The organism is Achromobacter sp. 2789STDY5608621 (assembly GCF_001299375.1).
Lineage (GTDB): Bacteria > Pseudomonadota > Gammaproteobacteria > Burkholderiales > Burkholderiaceae_B > Achromobacter > Achromobacter insuavis.
In genome coordinates this window covers 45,795-67,014 of sequence record NZ_CYTU01000034.1, presented here as the reverse complement: position 1 = coordinate 67,014, position 21,220 = coordinate 45,795, and the positions used below count along the sequence as shown (strand labels likewise).

17 protein-coding genes are annotated in these 21,220 nt (G+C 66.6%); 9 read left to right on the top strand and 8 right to left on the bottom strand.

Features of this window, described 5'->3' with window-relative positions; translation table 11 throughout:
- From carB to AOZ53_RS24495, 3 genes are all read left to right on the top strand, one after another.
- The coding region (gene carB, locus AOZ53_RS24505; RefSeq protein ID WP_054489668.1) for a carbamoyl-phosphate synthase large subunit at window positions 1–2,765 on the top strand (2,765 nt) is incomplete at its 5' end.
- Window positions 2,766–2,812: 47 nt separating this feature from the next.
- The gene (gene lpxO / locus AOZ53_RS24500) at window positions 2,813–3,709 is read left to right on the top strand and encodes a lipid A hydroxylase LpxO (protein WP_054428428.1); all 897 of its coding nucleotides are present in this window, start codon (window positions 2,813–2,815) and stop codon (window positions 3,707–3,709) included.
- An 86-nt stretch (window positions 3,710–3,795) separates the two neighbouring features.
- Window positions 3,796–4,569 carry an SDR family oxidoreductase gene (locus tag AOZ53_RS24495; protein ID WP_054428427.1) on the top strand — a complete coding sequence of 258 codons (774 nt, stop codon included), beginning with the start codon at window positions 3,796–3,798 and terminating at the stop codon, window positions 4,567–4,569.
- Window positions 4,570–4,631: 62 nt separating this feature from the next.
- Here the strand turns inward: AOZ53_RS24495 and AOZ53_RS24490 are convergent, their stop codons facing one another.
- The 6 genes from AOZ53_RS24490 to AOZ53_RS24465 all read right to left on the bottom strand — a co-directional run bounded on the left by AOZ53_RS24490 (window position 4,632) and on the right by AOZ53_RS24465 (window position 11,041).
- Window positions 4,632–5,276: a histidine phosphatase family protein gene (locus AOZ53_RS24490; RefSeq protein ID WP_054478471.1), complete on the bottom strand. Its 645-nt coding sequence runs from the start codon at window positions 5,274–5,276 to the stop codon at window positions 4,632–4,634.
- A 48-nt stretch (window positions 5,277–5,324) separates the two neighbouring features.
- Window positions 5,325–6,233, bottom strand: coding sequence for a LysR family transcriptional regulator (locus AOZ53_RS24485; RefSeq protein ID WP_054428425.1), 909 nt, complete (start codon window positions 6,231–6,233; stop codon window positions 5,325–5,327).
- Window positions 6,234–6,257: 24 nt separating this feature from the next.
- A complete protein-coding gene (locus AOZ53_RS24480; protein WP_054489666.1) occupies window positions 6,258–7,343 on the bottom strand; it encodes an ABC transporter ATP-binding protein in 1,086 nt (361 codons plus the stop codon).
- A gap of 16 nt (window positions 7,344–7,359) precedes the next feature.
- Window positions 7,360–9,069 (bottom strand): ABC transporter permease, encoded by a 1,710-nt coding sequence (locus AOZ53_RS24475; protein WP_054428423.1) that lies wholly within the window; start codon window positions 9,067–9,069, stop codon window positions 7,360–7,362.
- An 87-nt stretch (window positions 9,070–9,156) separates the two neighbouring features.
- Complete coding sequence (locus AOZ53_RS24470; protein WP_054428422.1) at window positions 9,157–10,482, bottom strand: ABC transporter substrate-binding protein; 1,326 nt, start codon at window positions 10,480–10,482, stop codon at window positions 9,157–9,159.
- 127 nt (window positions 10,483–10,609) lie between these two features.
- Complete coding sequence (locus AOZ53_RS24465) at window positions 10,610–11,041, bottom strand: FlxA-like family protein (protein WP_054489664.1); 432 nt, start codon at window positions 11,039–11,041, stop codon at window positions 10,610–10,612.
- Between the two features lie 133 nt (window positions 11,042–11,174).
- Here AOZ53_RS24465 and AOZ53_RS24460 point away from each other — a divergent pair, with 133 nt between their 5' ends.
- Window positions 11,175–12,485, top strand: a complete 1,311-nt coding sequence (locus tag AOZ53_RS24460) for a solute carrier family 23 protein (RefSeq protein WP_054428420.1) — start codon at window positions 11,175–11,177, stop codon at window positions 12,483–12,485.
- Between the two features lie 52 nt (window positions 12,486–12,537).
- Here the strand turns inward: AOZ53_RS24460 and AOZ53_RS24455 are convergent, their stop codons facing one another.
- A complete protein-coding gene (locus AOZ53_RS24455; RefSeq protein ID WP_054489662.1) occupies window positions 12,538–14,157 on the bottom strand; it encodes a methyl-accepting chemotaxis protein in 1,620 nt (539 codons plus the stop codon).
- A 698-nt stretch (window positions 14,158–14,855) separates the two neighbouring features.
- Between AOZ53_RS24455 and greA the strand changes: the two genes are divergently transcribed.
- The gene (gene greA / locus AOZ53_RS24450; RefSeq protein WP_006390687.1) at window positions 14,856–15,332 is read left to right on the top strand and encodes a transcription elongation factor GreA; all 477 of its coding nucleotides are present in this window, start codon (window positions 14,856–14,858) and stop codon (window positions 15,330–15,332) included.
- A 133-nt stretch (window positions 15,333–15,465) separates the two neighbouring features.
- Here greA and AOZ53_RS24445 read toward each other — a convergent pair whose 3' ends face one another.
- The gene (locus AOZ53_RS24445) at window positions 15,466–16,068 is read right to left on the bottom strand and encodes a YhbY family RNA-binding protein (protein ID WP_020926788.1); all 603 of its coding nucleotides are present in this window, start codon (window positions 16,066–16,068) and stop codon (window positions 15,466–15,468) included.
- Between the two features lie 18 nt (window positions 16,069–16,086).
- Here AOZ53_RS24445 and AOZ53_RS24440 point away from each other — a divergent pair, with 18 nt between their 5' ends.
- The 4 genes from AOZ53_RS24440 (at window position 16,087) to glmM (ending at window position 21,049) form a co-directional block, all read left to right on the top strand.
- On the top strand, window positions 16,087–16,719 hold the full coding sequence (locus AOZ53_RS24440) for an RlmE family RNA methyltransferase (protein ID WP_054428418.1): 633 nt from the start codon (window positions 16,087–16,089) through the stop codon (window positions 16,717–16,719).
- Window positions 16,720–16,946: 227 nt separating this feature from the next.
- On the top strand, window positions 16,947–18,845 hold the full coding sequence (gene ftsH, locus AOZ53_RS24435) for an ATP-dependent zinc metalloprotease FtsH (RefSeq protein WP_006390684.1): 1,899 nt from the start codon (window positions 16,947–16,949) through the stop codon (window positions 18,843–18,845).
- An 18-nt stretch (window positions 18,846–18,863) separates the two neighbouring features.
- Window positions 18,864–19,709: a dihydropteroate synthase gene (gene folP / locus AOZ53_RS24430; protein ID WP_054428417.1), complete on the top strand. Its 846-nt coding sequence runs from the start codon at window positions 18,864–18,866 to the stop codon at window positions 19,707–19,709.
- A complete protein-coding gene (gene glmM, locus AOZ53_RS24425; RefSeq protein WP_054428416.1) occupies window positions 19,706–21,049 on the top strand; it encodes a phosphoglucosamine mutase in 1,344 nt (447 codons plus the stop codon). The genes folP and glmM overlap by 4 nt, the downstream gene beginning before the upstream one ends.
- Window positions 21,050–21,220: the final 171 nt, after the last annotated feature.

Below are 21,220 nucleotides of genomic sequence, written 5' to 3'. Positions count from 1 at the left end.
GCCGCATCGCCACGGAAGTCGGCACCTCGGGCTTCCCCGCCGTGATCCGCCCCAGCTTCACCATGGGTGGCTCGGGCGGCGGCATCGCCTACAACGCCGAAGAGTTCGAAACCATCTGCCGCCGCGGCCTGGAAGCCTCGCCCACCAGCGAGCTGCTGATCGAAGAGTCGCTGCTGGGCTGGAAGGAATTCGAGATGGAAGTGGTCCGCGACAAGGCGGACAACTGCATCATCGTCTGCTCCATCGAGAACCTGGACCCCATGGGCGTGCACACCGGTGACTCGATCACCGTGGCGCCGGCCCAGACGCTGACCGACAAGGAATACCAGATCATGCGTAACGCATCGATCGCGGTGTTGCGCGAGATCGGCGTGGACACGGGCGGCTCGAACGTGCAGTTCGCGGTCAACCCCGAGAACGGCCGCATGATCGTCATCGAGATGAACCCGCGCGTGTCGCGTTCGTCGGCGCTGGCGTCCAAGGCCACCGGCTTTCCCATCGCCAAGGTCGCCGCGCGCCTGGCCGTGGGCTACACGCTGGACGAGCTCAAGAACGAAATCACCGGCGGCGCCACGCCCGCCTCGTTCGAGCCGTCGATCGACTACGTGGTCACCAAGGTGCCGCGTTTCGCCTTCGAGAAATTCCCCACCGCCGACGCGCGCCTGACCACCCAGATGAAGTCCGTGGGTGAAGTCATGGCCATCGGCCGTACCTTCCAGGAATCGTTCCAGAAGGCGCTGCGCGGCCTGGAAGTCGGCGTAGACGGCCTGAACCAGAAGACCACCGACCGCGAAAAGCTGCAGGTCGAGCTGGGCGAACCCGGTCCGGAACGCATCTGGTACGTGGGCGACGCCTTCGCGCAAGGCTTCACGCTGGACGAAGTGCACAACATCACGCACATCGACCCGTGGTTCCTGTCGCAGATCAAGGAAATCGTCGACATCGAGCTGGCGCTCGAACAGAAGACGCTGTCCGACCTGGACTACGCCACCCTGTGGGAACTGAAGCGCCGCGGTTTCTCCGACCGCCGCCTGGCCTTCCTGCTGGACACCGTGGAATCGGAAGTGCGCAAGCTGCGTCACCAGCTGAACGTGCGCCCGGTCTACAAGCGCGTCGACACCTGCGCCGCCGAATTCGCCACCCGCACGGCCTACATGTACTCGACCTACGAGGAAGAGTGCGAAGCCGCGCCCACCGACCGCAAGAAGATCGTGGTGCTGGGCGGTGGCCCGAACCGCATCGGCCAGGGCATCGAGTTCGACTACTGCTGCGTGCATGCCGCGCTGGCGCTGCGTGACGACGGGTACGAGACCATCATGGTCAACTGCAACCCGGAAACCGTCTCCACCGACTACGACACGTCCGATCGCCTGTACTTCGAGCCGCTGACGCTCGAGGACGTGCTGGAAATCGTCCACAAGGAAAACCCGGTCGGCATGATCGTCCAGTACGGCGGCCAGACCCCGCTGAAGCTGGCGCGCGCGCTGGAAGCCAACGGCGTGCCGATCATCGGCACCAGCCCGGAATCCATCGACATCGCCGAAGACCGCGAGCGCTTCCAGAAGCTGCTGAACAAGCTCGGCCTGCGCCAGCCGCCCAACCGCACGGCCCGCACCGAAGCCGAGGCCCTGGCTCACGCCACCGAGATCGGCTACCCGCTGGTGGTGCGTCCCAGCTACGTGCTGGGCGGCCGCGCGATGGAAATCGTGCACGAGCAGCAGGACCTCGAGCGCTACATGCGCGAAGCCGTGAAGGTCAGCAATGACTCGCCCGTGCTGCTGGACCGCTTCCTGAACAACGCCACCGAAGTGGACGTGGACTGCCTGGCCGACGGCGAAACCGTCTTCATCGGCGGCGTCATGGAACACATCGAGCAGGCCGGCGTGCACTCGGGCGACTCCGCCTGCAGCCTGCCGCCTTACTCGCTGTCGGCCGACGTCATCGCCGAGATCAAGCGCCAGACCGGCATGATGGCCAAGGCCCTGAACGTCAGCGGCCTGATGAACGTGCAGTTCGCCATCCAGGGCGGCGACGTCTACGTGCTGGAAGTGAACCCGCGCGCCTCGCGCACGGTGCCCTACGTGTCCAAGGCCACCGGCCTGCAACTGGCCAAGATCGCCGCGCGCGCCATGGCCGGCCAGACGCTGGCGGCCCAGGGCATCACCAAGGAAGTCGTGCCGCCTTACTTCTCGGTCAAGGAAGCCGTGTTCCCGTTCGTGAAGTTCCCGGGCGTGGACACCATCCTCGGCCCGGAAATGAAGTCGACCGGTGAAGTCATGGGCGTGGGCACCAGCTTCGGCGAAGCCTTCGTCAAGTCGCAGCTGGCCGCTGGCGTGCGCCTGCCGGAATCCGGCACGGTGTTCATCAGCGTGAAGAACCAGGACAAGCCCCGCGCCGTGGAAGTGGCGCGCGGCCTGCATGCCCTGGGCTTCAAGCTGGTGGCCACGCGCGGCACGGCCGCCGAGATCGAAGCGGCCGGCATTCCGGTGCAGCGGGTCAACAAGGTCACCGAAGGCCGTCCGCACATCGTCGACATGGTCAAGAACGGCGAGATCTCGCTGGTCATCAACACCGTCGAAGAGCGTCGCAACGCCATCGTCGACTCGCGCACCATCCGGACGCAGTCGCTGGCGGCCCGCGTCACGTTCTTCACCACCATCGCCGGCGCTCGCGCGGCCGTCGAGGGCATGCAATATCTGCGTCAGGGTCTGGGCCTGCAGGTGTATCCGTTGCAGGAACTTCACGCGTCCTTGTTGGACAAATAGCGCTTGGGCGCGCAGAGGGCGCGCCGCAAGTGAAGTGAGGCAAAAGAATGAAGTGGTTCATTCTGGCGTTGTTTATCGTATGCGCCACGGTAGTTCACTACCGTGGCCGCGTCCGACACAAGTTCTCGCGGCAGGCGTTGGATCATTCCACCTTCACGGCGCCGCTGAACTGTTTCATGTACGCATTCTCCAGCGTGCCCAACAAGCCCTATCTCGATCTGGACCAGTTCCCGGAGCTGAAGGTCTTGCTGGACCGCTGCGAGGAAATCCGGGCCGAGGCCGTCAACCTGTATGGTGACGGTCACATCAAGGCCTCGGACAAGTACAACGACGCGGGCTTCAACTCGTTCTTCAAGACGGGCTGGAAGCGCTTCTACCTGAAGTGGTACGACGCCGACCATCCGTCGGCCGAGGCCCTCTGTCCGGTCACGACCAAGCTGCTGGCGGGCATTCCGACCATCAAGGCCGCGATGTTCGCTTCGCTGCCGCCGGGCAGCCGCCTGCCGCGCCACCGGGATCCGTATGCCGGTTCGCTGCGCTTTCACATGGGCCTGATCACGCCGAACAGCCCCGACTGCTACATCAACGTCGACGGCCAGGAATACTACTGGCGCGACGGCGAGGCGGTCGTGTTCGACGAGACCTTCATCCATTACGCCGAAAACAAGACCGACCAGAACCGGATCATCCTGTTCGCGGACGTCGAGCGGCCCATGCGTTACCGCTGGGCCCGGGCGTTCAACCGCGTGGTCGGCGGCTTCCTGTTGCGCGCGGCCGCCGCGCCCAACCAGGAAGGCGACGCCACCGGCGGCATCAACCGCATCTTCGGCGCGGTGTATGCCGTGCGCCGCTTCGGCAAGGCGCTCAAGAAAAAGAGCAAGCCGCTGTACTACCTGTCCAAATGGGCGCTGGTGGCGGCGATCTTCGCGCTGATCTTCCTGTAAACCCCGGCGCCGGCGTTCCTGTAGCATAGCGGGCGGAGCCTCTCTTCAGAGAGGCTCCGCCTTTTTTCATCCGACCCGGGGCGAGCATGGACAGAGTCTTCATCACCGGCGCCAGCAGCGGCCTGGGCCGCGCGCTGGCGCAGCGTTACGCCGCCAGCGGCGCCACGCTTGGCCTGCTGGGCCGGCGCGAAGACGCGCTGCGGGAACTGGCCGACAGCCTGCCCGGCCAGCATCGCTGTTATGCCGTGGACGTCTGCGACCGCCAGGCGCTGCACGCGGCCGCGCAGGACTTCATCGCGTTCTGCCAGGGGCGGGTGGACGTGGTCATCGCCAGCGCCGGCATCAGCGCCGGCACCTTGACCGGGCACCACGAGGACTACGAGGTCTTCAAGGCCATCGTCGACACCAACCTCCTGGCGACCGTGGCGACCTTCGAGCCCTTCGTCGAACCGATGCGCGCGGCGGGGGGCGGCAGGCTGGTGGGGATCGCCAGTGTCGCCGGCGTGCGCGGCCTGCCGGGCGCGGGCGCCTACAGCGCGTCCAAGTCGGCGGTGGTGACCTACTGCGAGAGCCTGCGATTGGAGCTGTGGGGCGACGGCATCCGTGTCGTCACCATTGCGCCAGGCTATATCAGGACCGCGATGACGGCCCATAACCCGTACAAGATGCCGTTCCTGATGGACGCCGACAAGTTCGCGCAGCGCGCCCACGCGGCGATCGGCCGCGGCACGTCATACACGGTGATCCCGTGGCAGATGGGCGTGGTGGCGAAACTGATGCGGCTGCTGCCCAACGCGGTCTACGACCGGCTGGCGCGCAACGCGCCGCGCAAGCCGCGCAAGGCGGACAAGGCCGGCTGAGCCGGCGATCATGCAGCCGCCGGGGTGGGCGGGCGTGCCGGACGCAGGCCCGGCGCCGGCCGTCACGGCACCACGTCGTCGCCCACTTCCGTGGCCACATGGCCCACGTCGCCCCAATGCAGCACTTCCCATTGGCGGCCGCGCACGCCAACGCGGTTGATGCTGACGTTCAGCAGCGCCGCGTCGCGCGGCGCGTTCAGCGGCACGCCGCTGGCGTGGCGCCAGATGATGTCCAGCACGCCGCCGTGGGTGAACATCAGGATGCGTTCGCCGTCATGGCGGCTGGCCACGTCGTCGACCGTCGAAATGACGCGCGACTGGAACTGGCCCAGCGTCTCGCCGCCGTCCAGCGCGCGCAGCGGATCGCGGCTGCGCCAGGCGGCCGCGGCTTCCGGCGCCAGCACGTCGATGCGTTCCAGGTCCAGCCCTTCGAGCACGCCGAAGCCGCGCTCGCGGATGCCGGGTTCGACCCGCACGCGCAGGTCCAGCTGTTCGGACACTGGCGTGGCCGTGGCGTGGGCGCGTTGCAGGTCGCTGCTGTAGATCGCATCGATCGGCGTGCTGCGGGCGTCTTCGCGCAGGCGCGAGGCCAGCAGGCCGGCCTGGTTGCGGCCGAATTCGTTCAGGGGGATGTCTTGCCAGCCTTGCAGTCGGCGCTGGCGGTTCCAGTCGGTTTCGCCGTGGCGGATGAACCAGATTTCAGTCATTGCGGTGTCGATACGGTAGGGAAGGGCGCGGGCGGCGGGCCGGCCGGCTCAGAGGGGCTCGGGCGCGACTGGCGCGCGCGGCTTCCAGATGGCTTGAATGATCGAGCTTAACGCGACCAGCGCGGGCTCGCTAGCGCGTTCATAAGGCAGGATGAAACCCAGCATGGCGTCGGCCCGCGCCTGGCCCCACACCATGAAGTCGCCCGAGGCCGCGCCGGCCAGCGCGGTCTCCTCGCGCAGCAGCGCGCAGCCGGCGCCGGCCCGCACCAGCGCCTCCAGGTTGGCCTGATCGTCGTTCTGCATGGCGATGCGCGGCGACAGCCCGTGGCGTTCGAACATGTCGCGCAGCAGCAGGTGGGTATGGCTGCCGGCCGGCCCGTCCAGCCACGGCAATTGCGCCACCTCGCGCCAGCCGCCGCGCTTGAGCACCGCGGCGTGTTCGGTCGGCAAGGCGATGCGGTAGCGCACGCTGCGCAGCGGCAGCCACAGCACGCCGCGCGGCGGGTGCGCGGCGATGGTCAGCGCCGCCGGCAGCCGGCCGGTGCTGACCTGCTCGGCCAGCACCACGGTGGGCTGGATCTGCGTCTTCAATTCGATCAGCGGCAGCCGCTGCGTGATGGCCGCGGCCAGTTCGCCCAGGCGCAGGAAGTCGGGCTTTTCGCTGGGCAGGCCCAGCTCCACCACGCCTTGCAGGCTGCCCTGCAGCTGCTGCGCCTCGGACTTGAATTGCGCGCCCAGCACCAGCAGTGATTCGGCGGTGGGCAGCAGCATCTCGCCGGCCTTGGCCAGCGCCAGCCGTCCGCCGCTGCGGTCGAACAGCGCCACGCCCAGGCTCTGCTCCAGCGCCTTGATCTGCGCGGTGACGGCTGGCTGGGTGAGCGACAGCGCTTCGGCGGCCCGCGTCAGGTTGCCCAGGCGGGCAACCGTGACGAAGGCGCGGATCTGATAGATTTCCATGCCGCCTTTGTAGGGGAAGCCGGCTCAGGCGGCAAGCAGCCGCACCTGGGTCGGCTCCAGCCCGATCGACACCGGGGCGCCCACCGGGAACGGCGACAGCCCCGCCAGGTGCGACTGGTCGGCCGTCAGGCGCTGCTCGCCGATCTGCACCTGGTAGCGGGTGAATTCGCCCAGGAACTCGCTGCTTTCCACCACGCCCGGCAGCCACACGTAGCGCGCATCGCCCAGCCCGTCGGCCATCTCGATCTGCACCGTGTGCGGCCGGAAGCTCGCCGCCAGCCGCTGCGCCGCCGGCGCCTCGGCCGCCAGCGGCAGGTGCAGGTCGCCCACGCCTTCCACCGCCAGCACCACGCTGCCGCTGGTGCGCTCGCGCACCTCGCCCTCCAGCACGTTCATGGTGCCGACGAAGTTGGCCACGAAGCGGTTCACCGGGTAGTCGAACAGCGTGCTGGGCGCGCCGATCTGCTGCACCACGCCATGATCCAGCACCGCCATGCGGTCGGCGGTGGTCATGGCCTCTTCCTGGTCATGGGTGACGAAGATGGTGGTGATGCCCAGCCGCCGCTGCAGGCTCAGCAGGTCCTGGCGCATCTGCACGCGCAGCTTCTTGTCCAGGTTGGACAGCGGTTCGTCCAGCAGCAGCACCTGCGGCTCGATCACGATGGTGCGCGCCAGCGCCACGCGCTGCTGCTGTCCGCCGGACAGCTGGTTGGGACGGCGGCGGCCATATTGCGACAGGCCCACCAGTTCCAGCGCGGCCTCGACCTTGGCGCGGATCTGCTCGCGCGGCAGCTTGCGTTCGACCAGCCCGAACGCGACGTTGTCCCACACCGTCATGTGCGGCCACAGCGCGTAGTTCTGGAACACCATGCCGATGTTGCGGTTCCATGGCGCAATGGCGCTGATGTCCTTGCCGTCCACCAGCAACTGGCCGGCGTCCTGCCGGTTGAAGCCCGCGATCAGGCGCAGCAGGGTGGACTTGCCCGAACCCGACGGCCCCAGCAGGGCGAAGAACTCGCCCGGTTCGATGTTGATGTTGACGTCCTTGAGCACTTCCGTCTTGCCATACGACAGCCGGATGTTGCGGCATTCAACGCTGACTTTCTTCATGTCGATTCCCCTTGATTCAGGCCGTCTCGTCGTGGCGCGCCGGCCGCTGGCGCGACTGGGCCCGTTCGACCAGCAGGTGCGAGACATAGGTGCCGATGGCGACCGCGGCCACCGCCAGCACGCCCAGCGCCGCGCCCGGACCCCGGCCCGCCGCGCTCTGCATGTACAGATAGATGCCATAGCTCATCGGCGCCTGGCTGTCCTTGGTGACCAGCATGATGGTGGCCGACAGCTCCACCGCCGCCGTCACGAAGCTGGTCACGAAGCCGGCCAGCATGCCGCCGGCCATCAGCGGCACCACCACCCGCCGGATGGTGCGCATGCGCGTCGCGCCCAGCGACTGCGCCGCTTCCTCCAGCGATACGTTGATCTGCTGCAACGCGGCCACGCACGAGCGCAGCGCGTAGGGCAGCCGCCGCACCGAGTACGCGATCATGATGATGATCCACGACGAGGTCAGCAGCGTGCCGGTGCCCGGGATTTCCACCCCGCGGAACGTGCGCAGCAATCCGATCGCCAGCACGATGCCCGGGATCGCCAGCGCCGCCGAGGCCAGGAAGTCCAGCCACTGGCGAGCCGGCAGCCGGGTGCGCAGCATCAGGTAGGCGATGGCGGTGCCCAGGATCACGTCCACGCCCGCCGCCAGGCCGCAATAGAGCAGGGTGTTGGCGATCATGCCCTGCGACTCGCTGAACACCGCGCTGTAGTGCGCCAGCGTGTAGCCGTCCGGCAGCGGCGCGAAGCTCCAGACGCTGGCCAGCGACAGCAGCAGCACGCCCATGTGCGGCGACAGCACCAGCAGCAGCACCAGGATGATCCAGCCATAGGCCAGCACGCTTTCCGCCGGCCGCAGCTTGCGCTTCTGGATCGAGTTGCCGCCCTTTTGCAGCGTGGAATAGTCGCGGCCCTTGAGCACCCGCGCCGACAGCCACAGCGCCAGGATCGAGAAGGCGATCATGATGACGCTGATGACGTAGCCCAGCGGATCCTCCAGCCCCACCTGCGTGATGCGCAGATAGGCCTGCGGCGCCAGCATGTTGGTGGTGCCCAGCACCAGCGGCGTGCCGAGATCGTCGAACACCTTGACGAACACCAGCGAGGTCCCGGCCACGTAGCCCGGCAGCGCCAGCGGGAAGATCACGCGGCGGAACAGCCGGAAGCCGCGCGCGCCCAGATTGAAGGCAGCTTCTTCCATGGCGCCGTCGATGTTGCGCAGGGCCACCACCAGGTTCATCAGGATGAACGGGAAGTAGTGCAGCGCCTCGACGAAGATGACGCCGTTCAGGCCTTCCATGAACGGGATGGTGAAGCCGAACCAGTCGTTCAGCAGCAGGTTGACGCTGCCCGAGCGGCCGAAGATGAGCTGCATCGCCACCGCGCCGACGAAGGGCGGCATGATCAGCGGCAGCACGCCCAGCGTCTGGATGATGAGCGCGCCGCGGAAGTCGAAGCGCACCGTGAAGTACGCCAGCGGCACCGCGATCAGCGAGGCTAGCAGCGCCGACCAGCCGGCCACGTAGAGGCTGTTGAAGAACGCCTCCAGCATCAGCGGCTGGTTGAAGAAGGCGCCGAAGTGGCCGATGGTGAACCCGCCGTCGGCGTTGACGAAGGCGCTGTAGAACACCGTGCCCACCGGCACGGCCAGGAACAGCGCCAGGAAACCCAGCACCAGGAGCGCGGCCAGCACGGGGCCGGCGGGCAGGCGTGAATGGCCCGGAAGATTCATCGAGATTCCCGTAATGGTTCAAGACAGGCCGCCCGCGGCGGGGCGGCGGCCGGACGGGGCGAGCCCCCCGTCCGGCGCGAGCCGGGCTCAGAGCGCCGCGGCTTCCCGCGCCAGCTTCACGGCCTGCTCATAATTGCTCTTGGCCGTGCCGTTCCATTCGCCTTCCAGCTTGGTGATCTGCTGGTTGACCGCGGCGTCCTTCTTGTTGCCGCTGAAGATCTTCAGGAACTCGGGATCGGCGGCCTGCTTGCCGTCCACCAGCGGCGCCCAGGCCAGCTTGCGGGCCTGCGCCAGCAGTTCGGCCGGCTTGCCGCTCTTGCCCTTGTCGCCGAGCTTGGCCTCGGCGTCGTAGATCGCCTTGGTCGCCGCCTGCAGTTCCTTCAGGCGGAACGTGACGGTCTGGTCGTACAGCGACTGCACCACGTAATAGCGCGTCTGCGACAGGTCGGCGTTGAACTGCACCTTGCTGCGGCGCGCGATCTCGGCGGGATCCGGATAACCCTGCGGCACCTTGCCGCCCAGCGCCGAATACGGCAGCACCGGCAGGCGCGAGATCTTCGGCTCCAGCAGCAGTTCCTGGCCCGCCTGGCTGAGTGTGAAGGCGATGAACTTCTTGCCTTCCTCGGTGTTCTTGGCGCCGTCGATCAGCGCGATGTTGGCCGGCACGATGGCGGTCTCGGAGGGATAGACGAATTCCACCGGGAACTTCGAGTACTTGCTCGACAGGCCGAAGAAGTCGATCACCGGACCCGCGCCGAACTGGCCGTTGTTGACGCCGTCCGGCACGCCGAACGAACGCTCGGTGACGGCGCTGCTGTTGCCCGACATGCGCAGCAGCGTGTTCCAGCCGTCGTCCCAGCCTTCGCCCTGCAGGATGGTCTCGACCGTCAGGTGCATGGTGCCCGAGCGCGACGGCGAGGTGATGCCGACGTGGCCGAACCAGTGCGGCGCCAGCAGGTCTTTCCATTCGACCGGCGCAGGGATCTTGTGCGCCGCGATGTAGCGCGTGTTGTAGACGATGCCGTAGCCGGCCAGCGCCTGGCCCAGGTACATGCCGCCCGGGTCGTTGATGGGGTAGTTGCCGATCTTGTCCGGCACGTCCTTGTTGGCGACGTCCGCCGACTTGGCCAGCAGCTTGTCGCGGCCCAGCACCTCGAAGGCGTCCGGCGCGCTGGCCCAGAACACTTCCGGACGCTGCCCGGCCGGCGTCTCGCGCACGTAGGCGATGCCGGACACGGTGTTCTTGTTGAGGATTTCCAGCGTGATGCCGGGGTTGGCCTTCTCGAACGCGGTCTTGTAGGCCTGGGTCAAATCTTTCGGGAACGACGTGATCACCGTGACGGTGCCCGCCAGGGCGGGGGCGGCGCAGGCGGCCAGCAGCGCCCCTGCAAGGGCTGTGCGCATTGCATGCATGGTTTGTCTCCGTGGTTTTTTGATTTGTCCGGAGACCTTAGCGGCTGCATGCGCCGCCAGTCCAATCACAAATTTTGATGCGCGCCATCAGTGTGGCGGGCATTCGGGAGAACCCGCGGGAAGAAAGCTAGGCCGTGGCCGAGACGCCGCCGGTGGCCTTGGCCATCGCCTTGATCTTCTCGGTCATCACCTTCTGGATCTGGCCCATGATCTGCTGCGCCTGTCCGTTCAACGCCTGCATCTGGGTGGCTTTCTGTTCCGCCGACGCATTGCTGTCGCGCACGCGTGCGATCTGCTCCATGACGCGCTTGAGCTGGCGTTGCAGTTCCTTGATCACCTGGGTGTAATAGTCGTCGTTTTCGGACGATTCGGTTTCCTGGGTCTGGCCCACCTTCGCGGCGCCGGCGCTGTTGACGCGGATCTTGCCGTCGGGCGTGACGCTGACGCCCGGATCGCCGGCCTTGGCGTCCTTGGCTTCCTTGTTGGCCTGGATCTTCTGGGCCCACAGGTCCGCCATGCTGCCGATGCGCGAGGTGCCGCTGATGGAATCGATGGCCATGGAAGTCTCCGGGGCAGAAGGATTGACTGGGGTTTCCACTAATACGGCATCTGGCCGGGGAACTTAAGTTGCCGCCCGTTCCCGGCCCCCTTTACACTGGCGCCCGCTCACACCAATCACTCCCGGGGAATCCATGTCCAAGACCTATTTTCCGCGCTGGCGCCTGGCGGACGACGCCCAGCCCGGCGTCATCATCGCCCCCGATGAACGGCTGTCCTGGCCCAAGAACGTGGCCATGGGCGCCCAGCACGTGGTGGCGATGTTCGGCTCCACCGTGCTGGCGCCGCTGCTGATGGGCTTCGATCCCAACGTCGCCATCCTGATGTCGGGCATCGGCACCCTGATCTTCTTCCTGTTCGTCGGCGGCCGCGTGCCCAGCTACCTGGGGTCCAGCTTCGCCTTCATCGGCGGCGTCATCGCCGTCACCGGCTATGCCGGCGGCGGCGCCAACGCCAATATCGGCGTGGCGCTGGGCGCCATCATCGCCTGCGGCCTGGCCTACACGCTGATCGGCGTCCTGGTCTGGATCGCCAACGGCCGCGCCGGCGGCGGCGCCAACTGGATCGACACCCTGATGCCGCCGGTCGTGACCGGCGCGGTGGTCGCGGTGATCGGCCTGAACCTGGCCCCGATCGCCGCCAAGGGCGCCATGGGCGCCTCGGGCTTCGACAGCGCCATGGCGATCGTCACCATCCTGTGCGTGGGCGGCATCGCCGTCTACACCAAGGGCATGGTGCAGCGCCTCCTGATCCTGGTCGGCCTGATCCTGGCCTGCGTGGTCTACGCGATCTTCGCCAACGGCCTGAACCTGGGCAAGCCGATCGATTTCTCGGCCGTGTCGGCCGCCGCCTGGTTCGGCCTGCCGCACTTCGCCGCGCCGGTCTTCAAGGCCGAGGCCATGGGCCTGATCGTGCCGGTGGCCATCATCCTGGTCGCCGAGAACCTGGGCCACGTCAAGGCGGTCAGCGCCATGACCGGCCAGGACCTGGACCGCTATCTGGGCCGCGCCTTCGTCGGCGACGGCGTGGCGACCATGGTCTCGGGCGCCGTCGGCGGCACCGGCGTCACCACCTACGCCGAGAACATCGGCGTGATGGCGGTGACCCGCATCTATTCGACGCTGGTGTTCGTGATCGCCGCGCTGATCGCCATCGTGCTGGGCTTCTCGCCCAAGTTCGGCGCCCTGATCCAGACCATTCCCGGGCCCGTGCTCGGCGGCATGTCGGTGGTGGTGTTCGGCCTGATCGCCATTGCCGGGGCCCGCATCTGGGTGGTGAACCAGGTCGATTTCAGCGACAACCGCAACCTGATCGTGGCCGCGGTCACGCTGGTGCTGGGCGCGGGCGACTTCACCGTCAAGCTGGGCAATTTCACGCTGGGCGGCATCGGTACCGCGACCTTCGGCGCGATCATCCTGTACGCGTTGCTGCGCCGCAAGAAGTAGGGCGGGGCGGAGCCGCGACCGGCTGTGATCGGCCGCGGCCGCGCCACCTCGCTCAGGAGCGCGACAGGCGCGACGCTTGCGTCCTGCCGCCGACCTGCACCGGCGCCACCTCGATCACCTGGCCCGACTGGGTCTTGAAAACCGCGGTCGCTTCCGCCAGGCGCCGCGCCTGGTCTTCCATCGCCGAGGCGGCGGCCGAGGCCTCTTCCACCAGCGCGGCGTTCTGCTGCGTCACCTCATCCATCTGCGAGACCGCCAGGCTGACCTGGTCAATGCCGCCGGCCTGCTGGGCCGAGGCCGCCGAGATCTCGCCCATGATGTCGGCCACCCGCTGCACCGAGACCACGATTTCCTCCATGGTCTGGCCGGCCGCCGACACCTGGGACGAGCCGGCCGCCACGGTTTCGACCGAGGTCTCGATCAGCGCCTTGATCTCCTTGGCCGCCTGCGCCGCGCGTTGCGCCAGGGTGCGCACCTCGCCCGCCACCACGGCGAAGCCCTTGCCCTGTTCGCCGGCGCGGGCCGCCTCCACGGCGGCGTTCAGCGCCAGGATATTGGTCTGGAAGGCGATGCCGTCGATCACCGAGACGATGTCGGCGATGCGCCGCGAACTGTCGGAGATGCCTTGCATGGTGGCCACTACCTGGCCGACGGTATGGCCGCCGCGCTGCGCCACCTCCATGCTCACCGCCGCCAGCTGGTTGGCCTGGGCGGCATTCTCGGCGTTCTGCTTGACCGTGGCGGCCAGTTCTTCCATGGTCGAGGCGGTCTCTTCGAGCGCGGCCGCCTGCTCCTCGGTGCGGGTCGACAGGTTGGCGTTGCCGGCGGCGATCTCGGCCGCGCCGACGTTGATCTCCTCGACCCCCTGGCGCACCGTCGTCACCGTGCGGGTCAGGCCGTCCTGCATGCGCCGCACCGCGGAAAACAGCGTGCCGATCTCGTTGCTGGAGCGGGCGTCGACCCGCTGGGTCAGGTCGCCGGCGGCGATGCGGTCGAAATGCCGGCCCGCGTCCTGCAGCGGCAGCAGCACGCCGCGGCGGATGAAGGCCCAGCACAGCACCGCCAGCAGCAACGCCACCGACAGCAGCACGATGGCCGAGATGCGGGCGGTCGAATAGGTGGTCTGAGAGCGGTCCAGCACGCTGTCGCTGCGCTCCTGGACCCGCGCCAGGAACACCTGCATGTCCTTGGCGAAATCGGCGTCGGCCTGGCGCACGCGCGCTTCGTTTTGCTGGTAGCGCGCGACCGAGCGCTCCTTGAGCGCGGCGTCCAGTTCGTCCAGCCCGGCGGCGTAGGCGTTGAAGCGGCCCTGCAGGACCAGCGCCAGCTCCTGGCCGCGCTCGCTCTTGGGCACCGCCATATAGCGGTCGAAGCGCTCGCGCGCCAGTTTCAGCTGCTCGGCGGCGGCGGCTTCCGCGCTGGCCGCCTGGTCGTTGGCGCCGGCCTGCAGATCGGCGATGCTCGCGGCCAGCGACAGCCGGGTGCGCAGCAACGCGGCGTTCGATTCATAAAGCGGATCGACCTGGTGCACGGCCACATTATTCAGGTCCTCGATTTCCCGCACGCTGTTTTCGGCATTCATCCAGCTCAAGCCGCAAGCCAGCGCCAGGGTAATCACAAAGCAGGCCAGCACCAGCATCATGCCCGTACGGACTTTCAGTTTTTCCAGCATGGGAGCTCCCGTTCTTGAACGCGCTCCACCGCAGGCGCGGATCCTTTGCACGCCAGCGCTGCGATAGAGGGACGAACGTCGCGCCCGGATGACTGCGATGCGTCCGCCCAACCTGCAACACGCACAATCAATCGCTTTACGCGTGGCCGAAACGGCAGACCCGCGTATCCCTTCGCTTAAAACAGGAAAATGCCGGCGAATACCGGCATGTATTTAATTGTTATTAATGGGCCAGTTTGTCGGTTATACCTTTTTTATTGAATACAACATGGCGTTTTTACATAAACCCCGCGGCGGCCGGGTTTGTCCCTACTGTTGAGTATCTTTTACGCAACGCCGGCGCCGATCCGGGAAACGACGGGTTTTAGCGGGTTACAGCGCCGAAATACGCCGAAAACGCCGTTTTCTCCGGTGGCTTGCAATTCCCGTGGACTTTGACCACAATATGACCTTGATTGCCCCGGTTCCGACCCGAGCCGGGGTTTTGTTTTGGTCGCAGCTTGCCGCATTCGTCCGGCGGGCCGGCCCGAGCGGGCAGCGGGGGATCCATCGGGTTCAGCCTTGCCCGCCCCTGGCCGTTCCGCTCAAGACGTTGCCCGTCCGATTCCGCTTCCGACGGCGCCCATGCGTCAGGTCCAGGACCTTCACACCGAGAACGCTCCGTCGGGGGCGTTTTCTACTTTTGTTTGGGAAACGACATGTCTGCCATTCCTTTGACCGTGCGCGGGGCCGAGCGCTTGCAAGAAGAGCTCCAGCGGCTGAAAACCGTGGAACGTCCCGCCGTCATCAACGCTATCGCCGAAGCGCGCGCGCAGGGCGATCTGTCGGAGAACGCCGAGTATGACGCGGCTCGCGAGCGCCAGGGTTTCATCGAGGGCCGGATCGCCGAGCTCGAGGGCACGCTTTCCAATGCCCACCTGATCGATCCGAGCTCGCTCGAGGCCGAAGGTCGTGCCGTGTTCGGCGCCACCGTCGACATCGAGGACCTGGATTCGGGTGATCGCGTGACGTACCAGATCGTCGGCGACGTCGAAGCCGATATCAAGGCAAACCTGATCTCCGTGTCGAGCCCGGTGGCCCGCGCGCTGATCGGCAAGAGCGAAGGCGACGTGGTCGAGGTCAAGGCCCCGGCTGGCGTTCGCGAGTATGAAGTCCTGGGCGTGCGTTACATCTAACGCTTGCCCTAAGCGGTAAAATCAGCAAAACACCATAGACCGAACCGGGCATCCGGAAGGATTCCCGCGGCAAGATTGCGGAACACTATGGTGGACCGGGCGCGTAAAGCGCCCGTTTTTGTGCCTGGCGGTACTATCGCTTGGGCGACGACTTGCGGCTGGTGCCGCTGCGTGCCCCGGCCCGCAGGCTCAGTGCGCTGCCGGCGCGGCGCGGGATGCCGTGGCTGCCGGAAGTGGTTTTCTTGGTGCCGGGACGCATCGGCTTGCCGTTCTTGTTGAGCTGGTCCTGCGGCACGAAGCGCGTCTTCGGCTTGGGCTCTTCCGTCTCGGAACGGCGCGGACGCTTGGCCAGGGTCTTGCCTTCGGCGGCCAGCTTCTTGGGCGTATGCGGCTCGGAGGCGCGGCGCTTGGCGGGGCGTTCCGGCTCAAGGGCGGCCAGCACCGGCGGCTTGATGTTGCCGGCCAGCGGGCGGAACAGGATCAGGGTCTTGCCCAGGTGGTGCACCGGGGCGCAGGACAGGGTGTCGCAGATCGTCGACAGCATGGCCTCGCGGGCCTCGCGATCGTCGCCGCCGGCCCGGACCTTGATCAGGCCGTGGGAAGTGAGTGCCAGGTCGATTTCCTTGAGCACGGCTTCGGTCAGGCCATTGTCGCCGATCAGGACGACGGGGCGCAGAGGGTGAGCGGCGGACCGAAGGTCGCTGCGCTCACGAGAGGTAAGTTCTAATATAGGCATGCGTGGAATTGTACGGTAATGGCCAAGAATAAATTCTCCAAAGACTGGATTCACCAGCACATCAACGATCCCTATGTGAAGATGGCGCAACAGAAGGGCTACCGGGCCCGCGCCGCCTTCAAGCTGATCGAGATTCTCGACACCGAGAAACTGCTGCGCCGCGGCGACCTGGTCGTCGACCTCGGCTCGGCCCCCGGCAGCTGGTCGCAGGTGGCGCGTGAGCGCCTGGCGGGGCCGGGCGGGGTGGTGGACGGGCGCATCATCGCCCTGGACATGCTGCCCATGGAGCCCGTGGCGGGCGTCGAATTCATCCAGGGCGACTTCCGCGAAGATGACATTTTGAAACAGTTGGAAGACATGGTCGGATCGCGCGCGGTGGACCTTGTAATTTCCGACATGGCCCCCAACCTATCTGGCGTGGGTATCGCCGACGCCGCGCGCATCCAGCACGTGTGCGAGCTGGCGATGGAGTTTTCCCTCGCTCACCTCAAGCCCAACGGGGCGCTGATCGTCAAGGCATTCCACGGAACCGGCTTTTCGCAGATCGTGGAAACCTTCAAGCAGCACTTCAAGCGGGTGGTCGAGCGTAAGCCGAAGGCGTCGCGGGACAAGTCCTCCGAAACCTTTCTGGTTGCCCGCGATCTGAAATAGCCCGCGCCGGGGCCCGTGCCCCGGTCACAAGAACCTACCGGCCCGATGGCGGCCGGCCTGCCGAGACAACGACCAGCAAAATCACGAATCAGACGTAACTTAGCGGCCCCGCCCCTTCCCAGGACGCAACCCGGTCCGACAGGGTAGAATGGGCTATTGACATACTTGTGACTGTGCCATATGCGGGTGCGCGGTCGCCGGTCGGAATCGAAAGCAGGAGATCGACCTTGAATAATTCATTTTCGAAAGTCGCCGTCTGGATGGTGATAGCCCTCGTGCTATTCACGGTCTTCAAGCAGTTCGACGGACGCGCGCAGACCCAGGACGGCGTGACCTACACGCAGTTCATGGATGACGCCAAAGCGGGCCGTATCCGCAAGGTGGACGTGCAAGGTGGCCCTGGCGGCGACGTGCTCTACGTCACGCCGGACGCGGGCCGCGCCTACACGCTGACCTCGCCGGGCGACCTCTGGATGGTCTCCGACCTGCTCAAGTACGGCGTGCAGGTGTCGGGCAAGCCGCGCGAAGAGCAGTCGCTGCTGATGAGCATCTTCGTGTCCTGGTTCCCCATGCTGCTGTTGATCGGCGTGTGGGTGTTCTTCATGCGCCAGATGCAGGGCGGCGGCAGGGGCGGCGCGTTCAGCTTCGGCAAGTCGCGCGCCCGCATGCTCGACGAGAACACCAACCAGATCACCTTCGCCGACGTGGCCGGCTGCGATGAAGCCAAGGAAGACGTCCAGGAACTGGTCGACTTCCTGCGCGACCCCAGCAAGTTCCAGAAGCTGGGCGGCCGCATTCCGCGCGGTGTGCTGATGGTCGGCTCGCCCGGTACCGGCAAGACGCTGCTGGCCAAGGCCATCGCCGGCGAAGCCAAGGTGCCGTTCTTCAGCATCTCCGGTTCGGACTTCGTTGAAATGTTCGTCGGCGTGGGCGCGGCCCGCGTGCGCGACATGTTCGAGAACGCCAAGAAGCACGCGCCCTGCATCATCTTCATCGACGAAATCGACGCCGTCGGTCGCCAGCGTGGCGCCGGCCTGGGCGGCGGCAACGACGAACGCGAGCAGACGCTGAACCAGATGCTGGTGGAAATGGACGGCTTCGAGTCGGGCCAGGGCGTCATCGTGATCGCCGCCACCAACCGTCCCGACGTGCTGGATCCGGCGCTGCTGCGTCCGGGCCGCTTCGACCGCCAGGTCGTGGTGCCGCTGCCCGACATCCGCGGCCGCGAGCAGATCCTGAAGGTCCACATGCGCAAGGTGCCGCTGTCGCCCAACGTCGACGCGACCATCCTGGCGCGCGGCTGCCCGGGCTTCTCGGGCGCCGACCTGGCCAACCTGGTCAACGAAGCCGCCCTGTTCGCCGCGCGCCGCAATGGCCGCACGGTGGATATGTCCGACTTTGAAAAGGCCAAGGACAAGATCATCATGGGCGCCGAGCGCCGCTCGATCGTCATGCCCGAAGAGGAACGCAAGAACACCGCGTACCACGAATCCGGCCATGCCATCGTTGCCCGCCTGCTGCCCAAGACCGACCCGGTCCACAAGGTCACCATCATCCCGCGCGGCCGCGCGCTGGGCGTGACGATGCAGCTGCCCGAGACCGATCGCTACAGCATGGACAAGAGCCGCCTGCTGTCGACCATCGCGGTGCTGTTCGGCGGCCGTATCGCCGAAGAGATCTTCATGGACCAGATGACCACCGGCGCCTCGAACGACTTCGAACGCGCCACGGCCATCGCCCGCGACATCGTCACGCGCTACGGCATGACCGACGAGCTGGGCCCGATGGTCTACGCCGAGAACGAAGGCGAGGTCTTCCTGGGCCGCAGCGTGACCAAGACCACGCACATGTCCGAAGCCACCATGCAGAAGGTGGATTCCGAGATCCGCCGCATCATCGACGAGCAGTACGGCGTCGCGCGCAAGATCCTGGAAGACAACCGCGACAAGGTCGAAGTCATGACCGCCGCGCTGCTCGAATGGGAAACCATCGACGCCGACCAGATCAACGACATCATCGAGGGCCGCCCCCCGCGTCCCCCGAAGACGCCGCAAGGCCCGTCGGATACGTCTGATACGCCTCCGACCGGCCTGGCCGCCGGCGGTAACACGGCAGCCGCGGTCTGAGGTCTTTCGTCCTGAGTTATGGCGAATAACTTCCTTTGCGGGCGCTTCGAGTTTGATCTCGAGCGCCCGCTTGTCATGGGTATCGTCAATGTCACGCCGGATTCGTTTTCCGACGGCGGCCAGCACGACGATACCGACGCCGCGGTGGCGCATGCGCGCCGCCTGATCGACGAAGGCGCGCAGATCCTCGATCTGGGCGGCGAGTCGACGCGGCCCGGCGCTGATCCGGTGTCGGTCGCCGACGAACTGGACCGGCTGCTGCCGGTGATCGAGGCGCTGCGCGACTGCGGCGTGCCGCTGTCGATCGACACCTTCAAGCCCGAGGTCATGCGCGCCACGCTGGATGCCGGCGCCGACATGATCAACGACATCTACGGCTTCCGGCAGCCCGGCGCCATCGAGGCGGTGGCGCAGTCGCGCTGCGGGCTGTGCGTCATGCACATGAAAGGCGAGCCGCGCACGATGCAGGCGACGCCGCCCGAATATTCCGACCTGATCGGCGAAATCGGACTCTTCCTGGGGGCGCGCGCACAGAAGCTGCGCGCCGCCTGGATCGACCCCCGACGCATCGTGCTGGACCCCGGTTTCGGGTTCGGCAAGACCGCCGACCAGAACTTCCAATTGCTGCGTCGGCTGTCCAGCCTGCGCAGCGGCGGTTATCCATTGCTGATCGGCCTGTCGCGCAAGAACATGATCGGCCAGGCCACCGGCCGGCCGGTCGGCGACCGGCTGGCTGGCAGCATTGCCGCCGCCCTGGCCTGTGTGGCCCGTGGCGCCTCGATCGTGCGGGTGCACGACGTGGCGGCCACGGTCGACGCGCTCAAGGTCTGGCAGGCGGCCGAACAAGGAGCAATCACTTCATGACTCAACGCAAGTATTTTGGTACCGACGGGGTGCGCGGCGAAGTCGGCGGCCCGGTGATCAACGCGGAATTCGCCCTGCGCCTGGGCTACGCCGCCGGCCGCGTGCTGGCCCGTGAACACGCGGTGCGCGGCGGCAGCCGCCCGCAGGTCGTGATCGGCAAGGACACCCGCATCTCCGGCTACATGCTGGAGTCGGCGCTGGAAGCCGGCCTGTCGGCCGCAGGCATCGACGTGCTGCTGGCCGGCCCGATCCCCACCCCCGCCGTGGCCTACCTGACCCGCGCGCTGCGCCTGGTCGCCGGCATCGTGATCAGCGCTTCGCACAATCCCTACCAGGACAACGGCATCAAGTTCTTCTCGGCCCAGGGCATGAAGCTGCCCGACGAGATCGAGGCCGCCATCGAGGCCGCCCTGGACGAGCCGCTGGGCTGTGTCAGTTCCGAAGGACTGGGCCGCGCGCGCCGCATGTCGGACTCCCAGGGCCGCTACATCGAATTTTGCAAGAGCACCTTCCCCAACGATCTGGACCTGAACGGCATGACGATCGTGGTGGACGCCGCCCATGGCGCCGCCTACAACATCGCGCCGCACGTGTTCCGCGAGCTGGGCGCCGAAGTGCATGCCATCGGCGTGCACCCGGACGGCTTCAACATCAACAAGGGCGTGGGCGCGCTGCACCCGGAGCAACTGGCCAAGGAAGTGAAGGCGCGCGGCGCCCAGCTCGGCATCGCGCTGGACGGCGATGCCGACCGCCTGCAGATGGTGGACGGCGACGGCCGCATCTACAACGGCGACGAGCTGCTGTACGCCATCCTGCGCGAGCGCATGCAGCGCGGCAAGGTGGACGGCGTGGTCGGCACGCTGATGACCAACTTCGGCTTCGAGCGCGCGCTGCAACGCCTGAACGTGGGCTTCGAGCGCGCCAACGTGGGCGACCGCTACGTGCTGGAACAGATGCAGGCGCGCGGCTGGCTCTACGGCGGCGAAAGCTCCGGCCACCTGCTGTGCCTGGACTGCCACTCCACCGGCGACGGCATCGTTGCGGCGCTGCAGGTGCTGACCGCGCTGCGCCGCAATCATGTCTCGATGGCCGAGTGGATCAAGGACCTGCGCATGTACCCGCAGAAGATGATCAACGTGCCGCTGACGCCGGGCCAGGACTGGAAGACCCATCCGGGCCTGACCGCCGCGCGCCAGGCGGTCGAGGCCGAACTGGGTGACCGCGGCCGCGTCCTGATCCGCGCCTCGGGCACCGAGCCCAAGCTGCGTCTCATGGTCGAGGCCGAGGATGAAACCCTGGCCGTGACCTCCGCCGAGAAGCTGGCGGCCAGCCTGGGATAACGCCAAATCCACCGGGACCAGACATGGCCATTCATTGCTTTGCGATGAATGGCCATTGTTTGTGAGAAATAAGTATTGTTTTGTAAAGTTTTGTCGAACTTTGCGGGATTAAGGCCGCACCGCTCCGAACTAAACTTCATAGTCACGTAACATATTGGTCAAGTCTTTGAC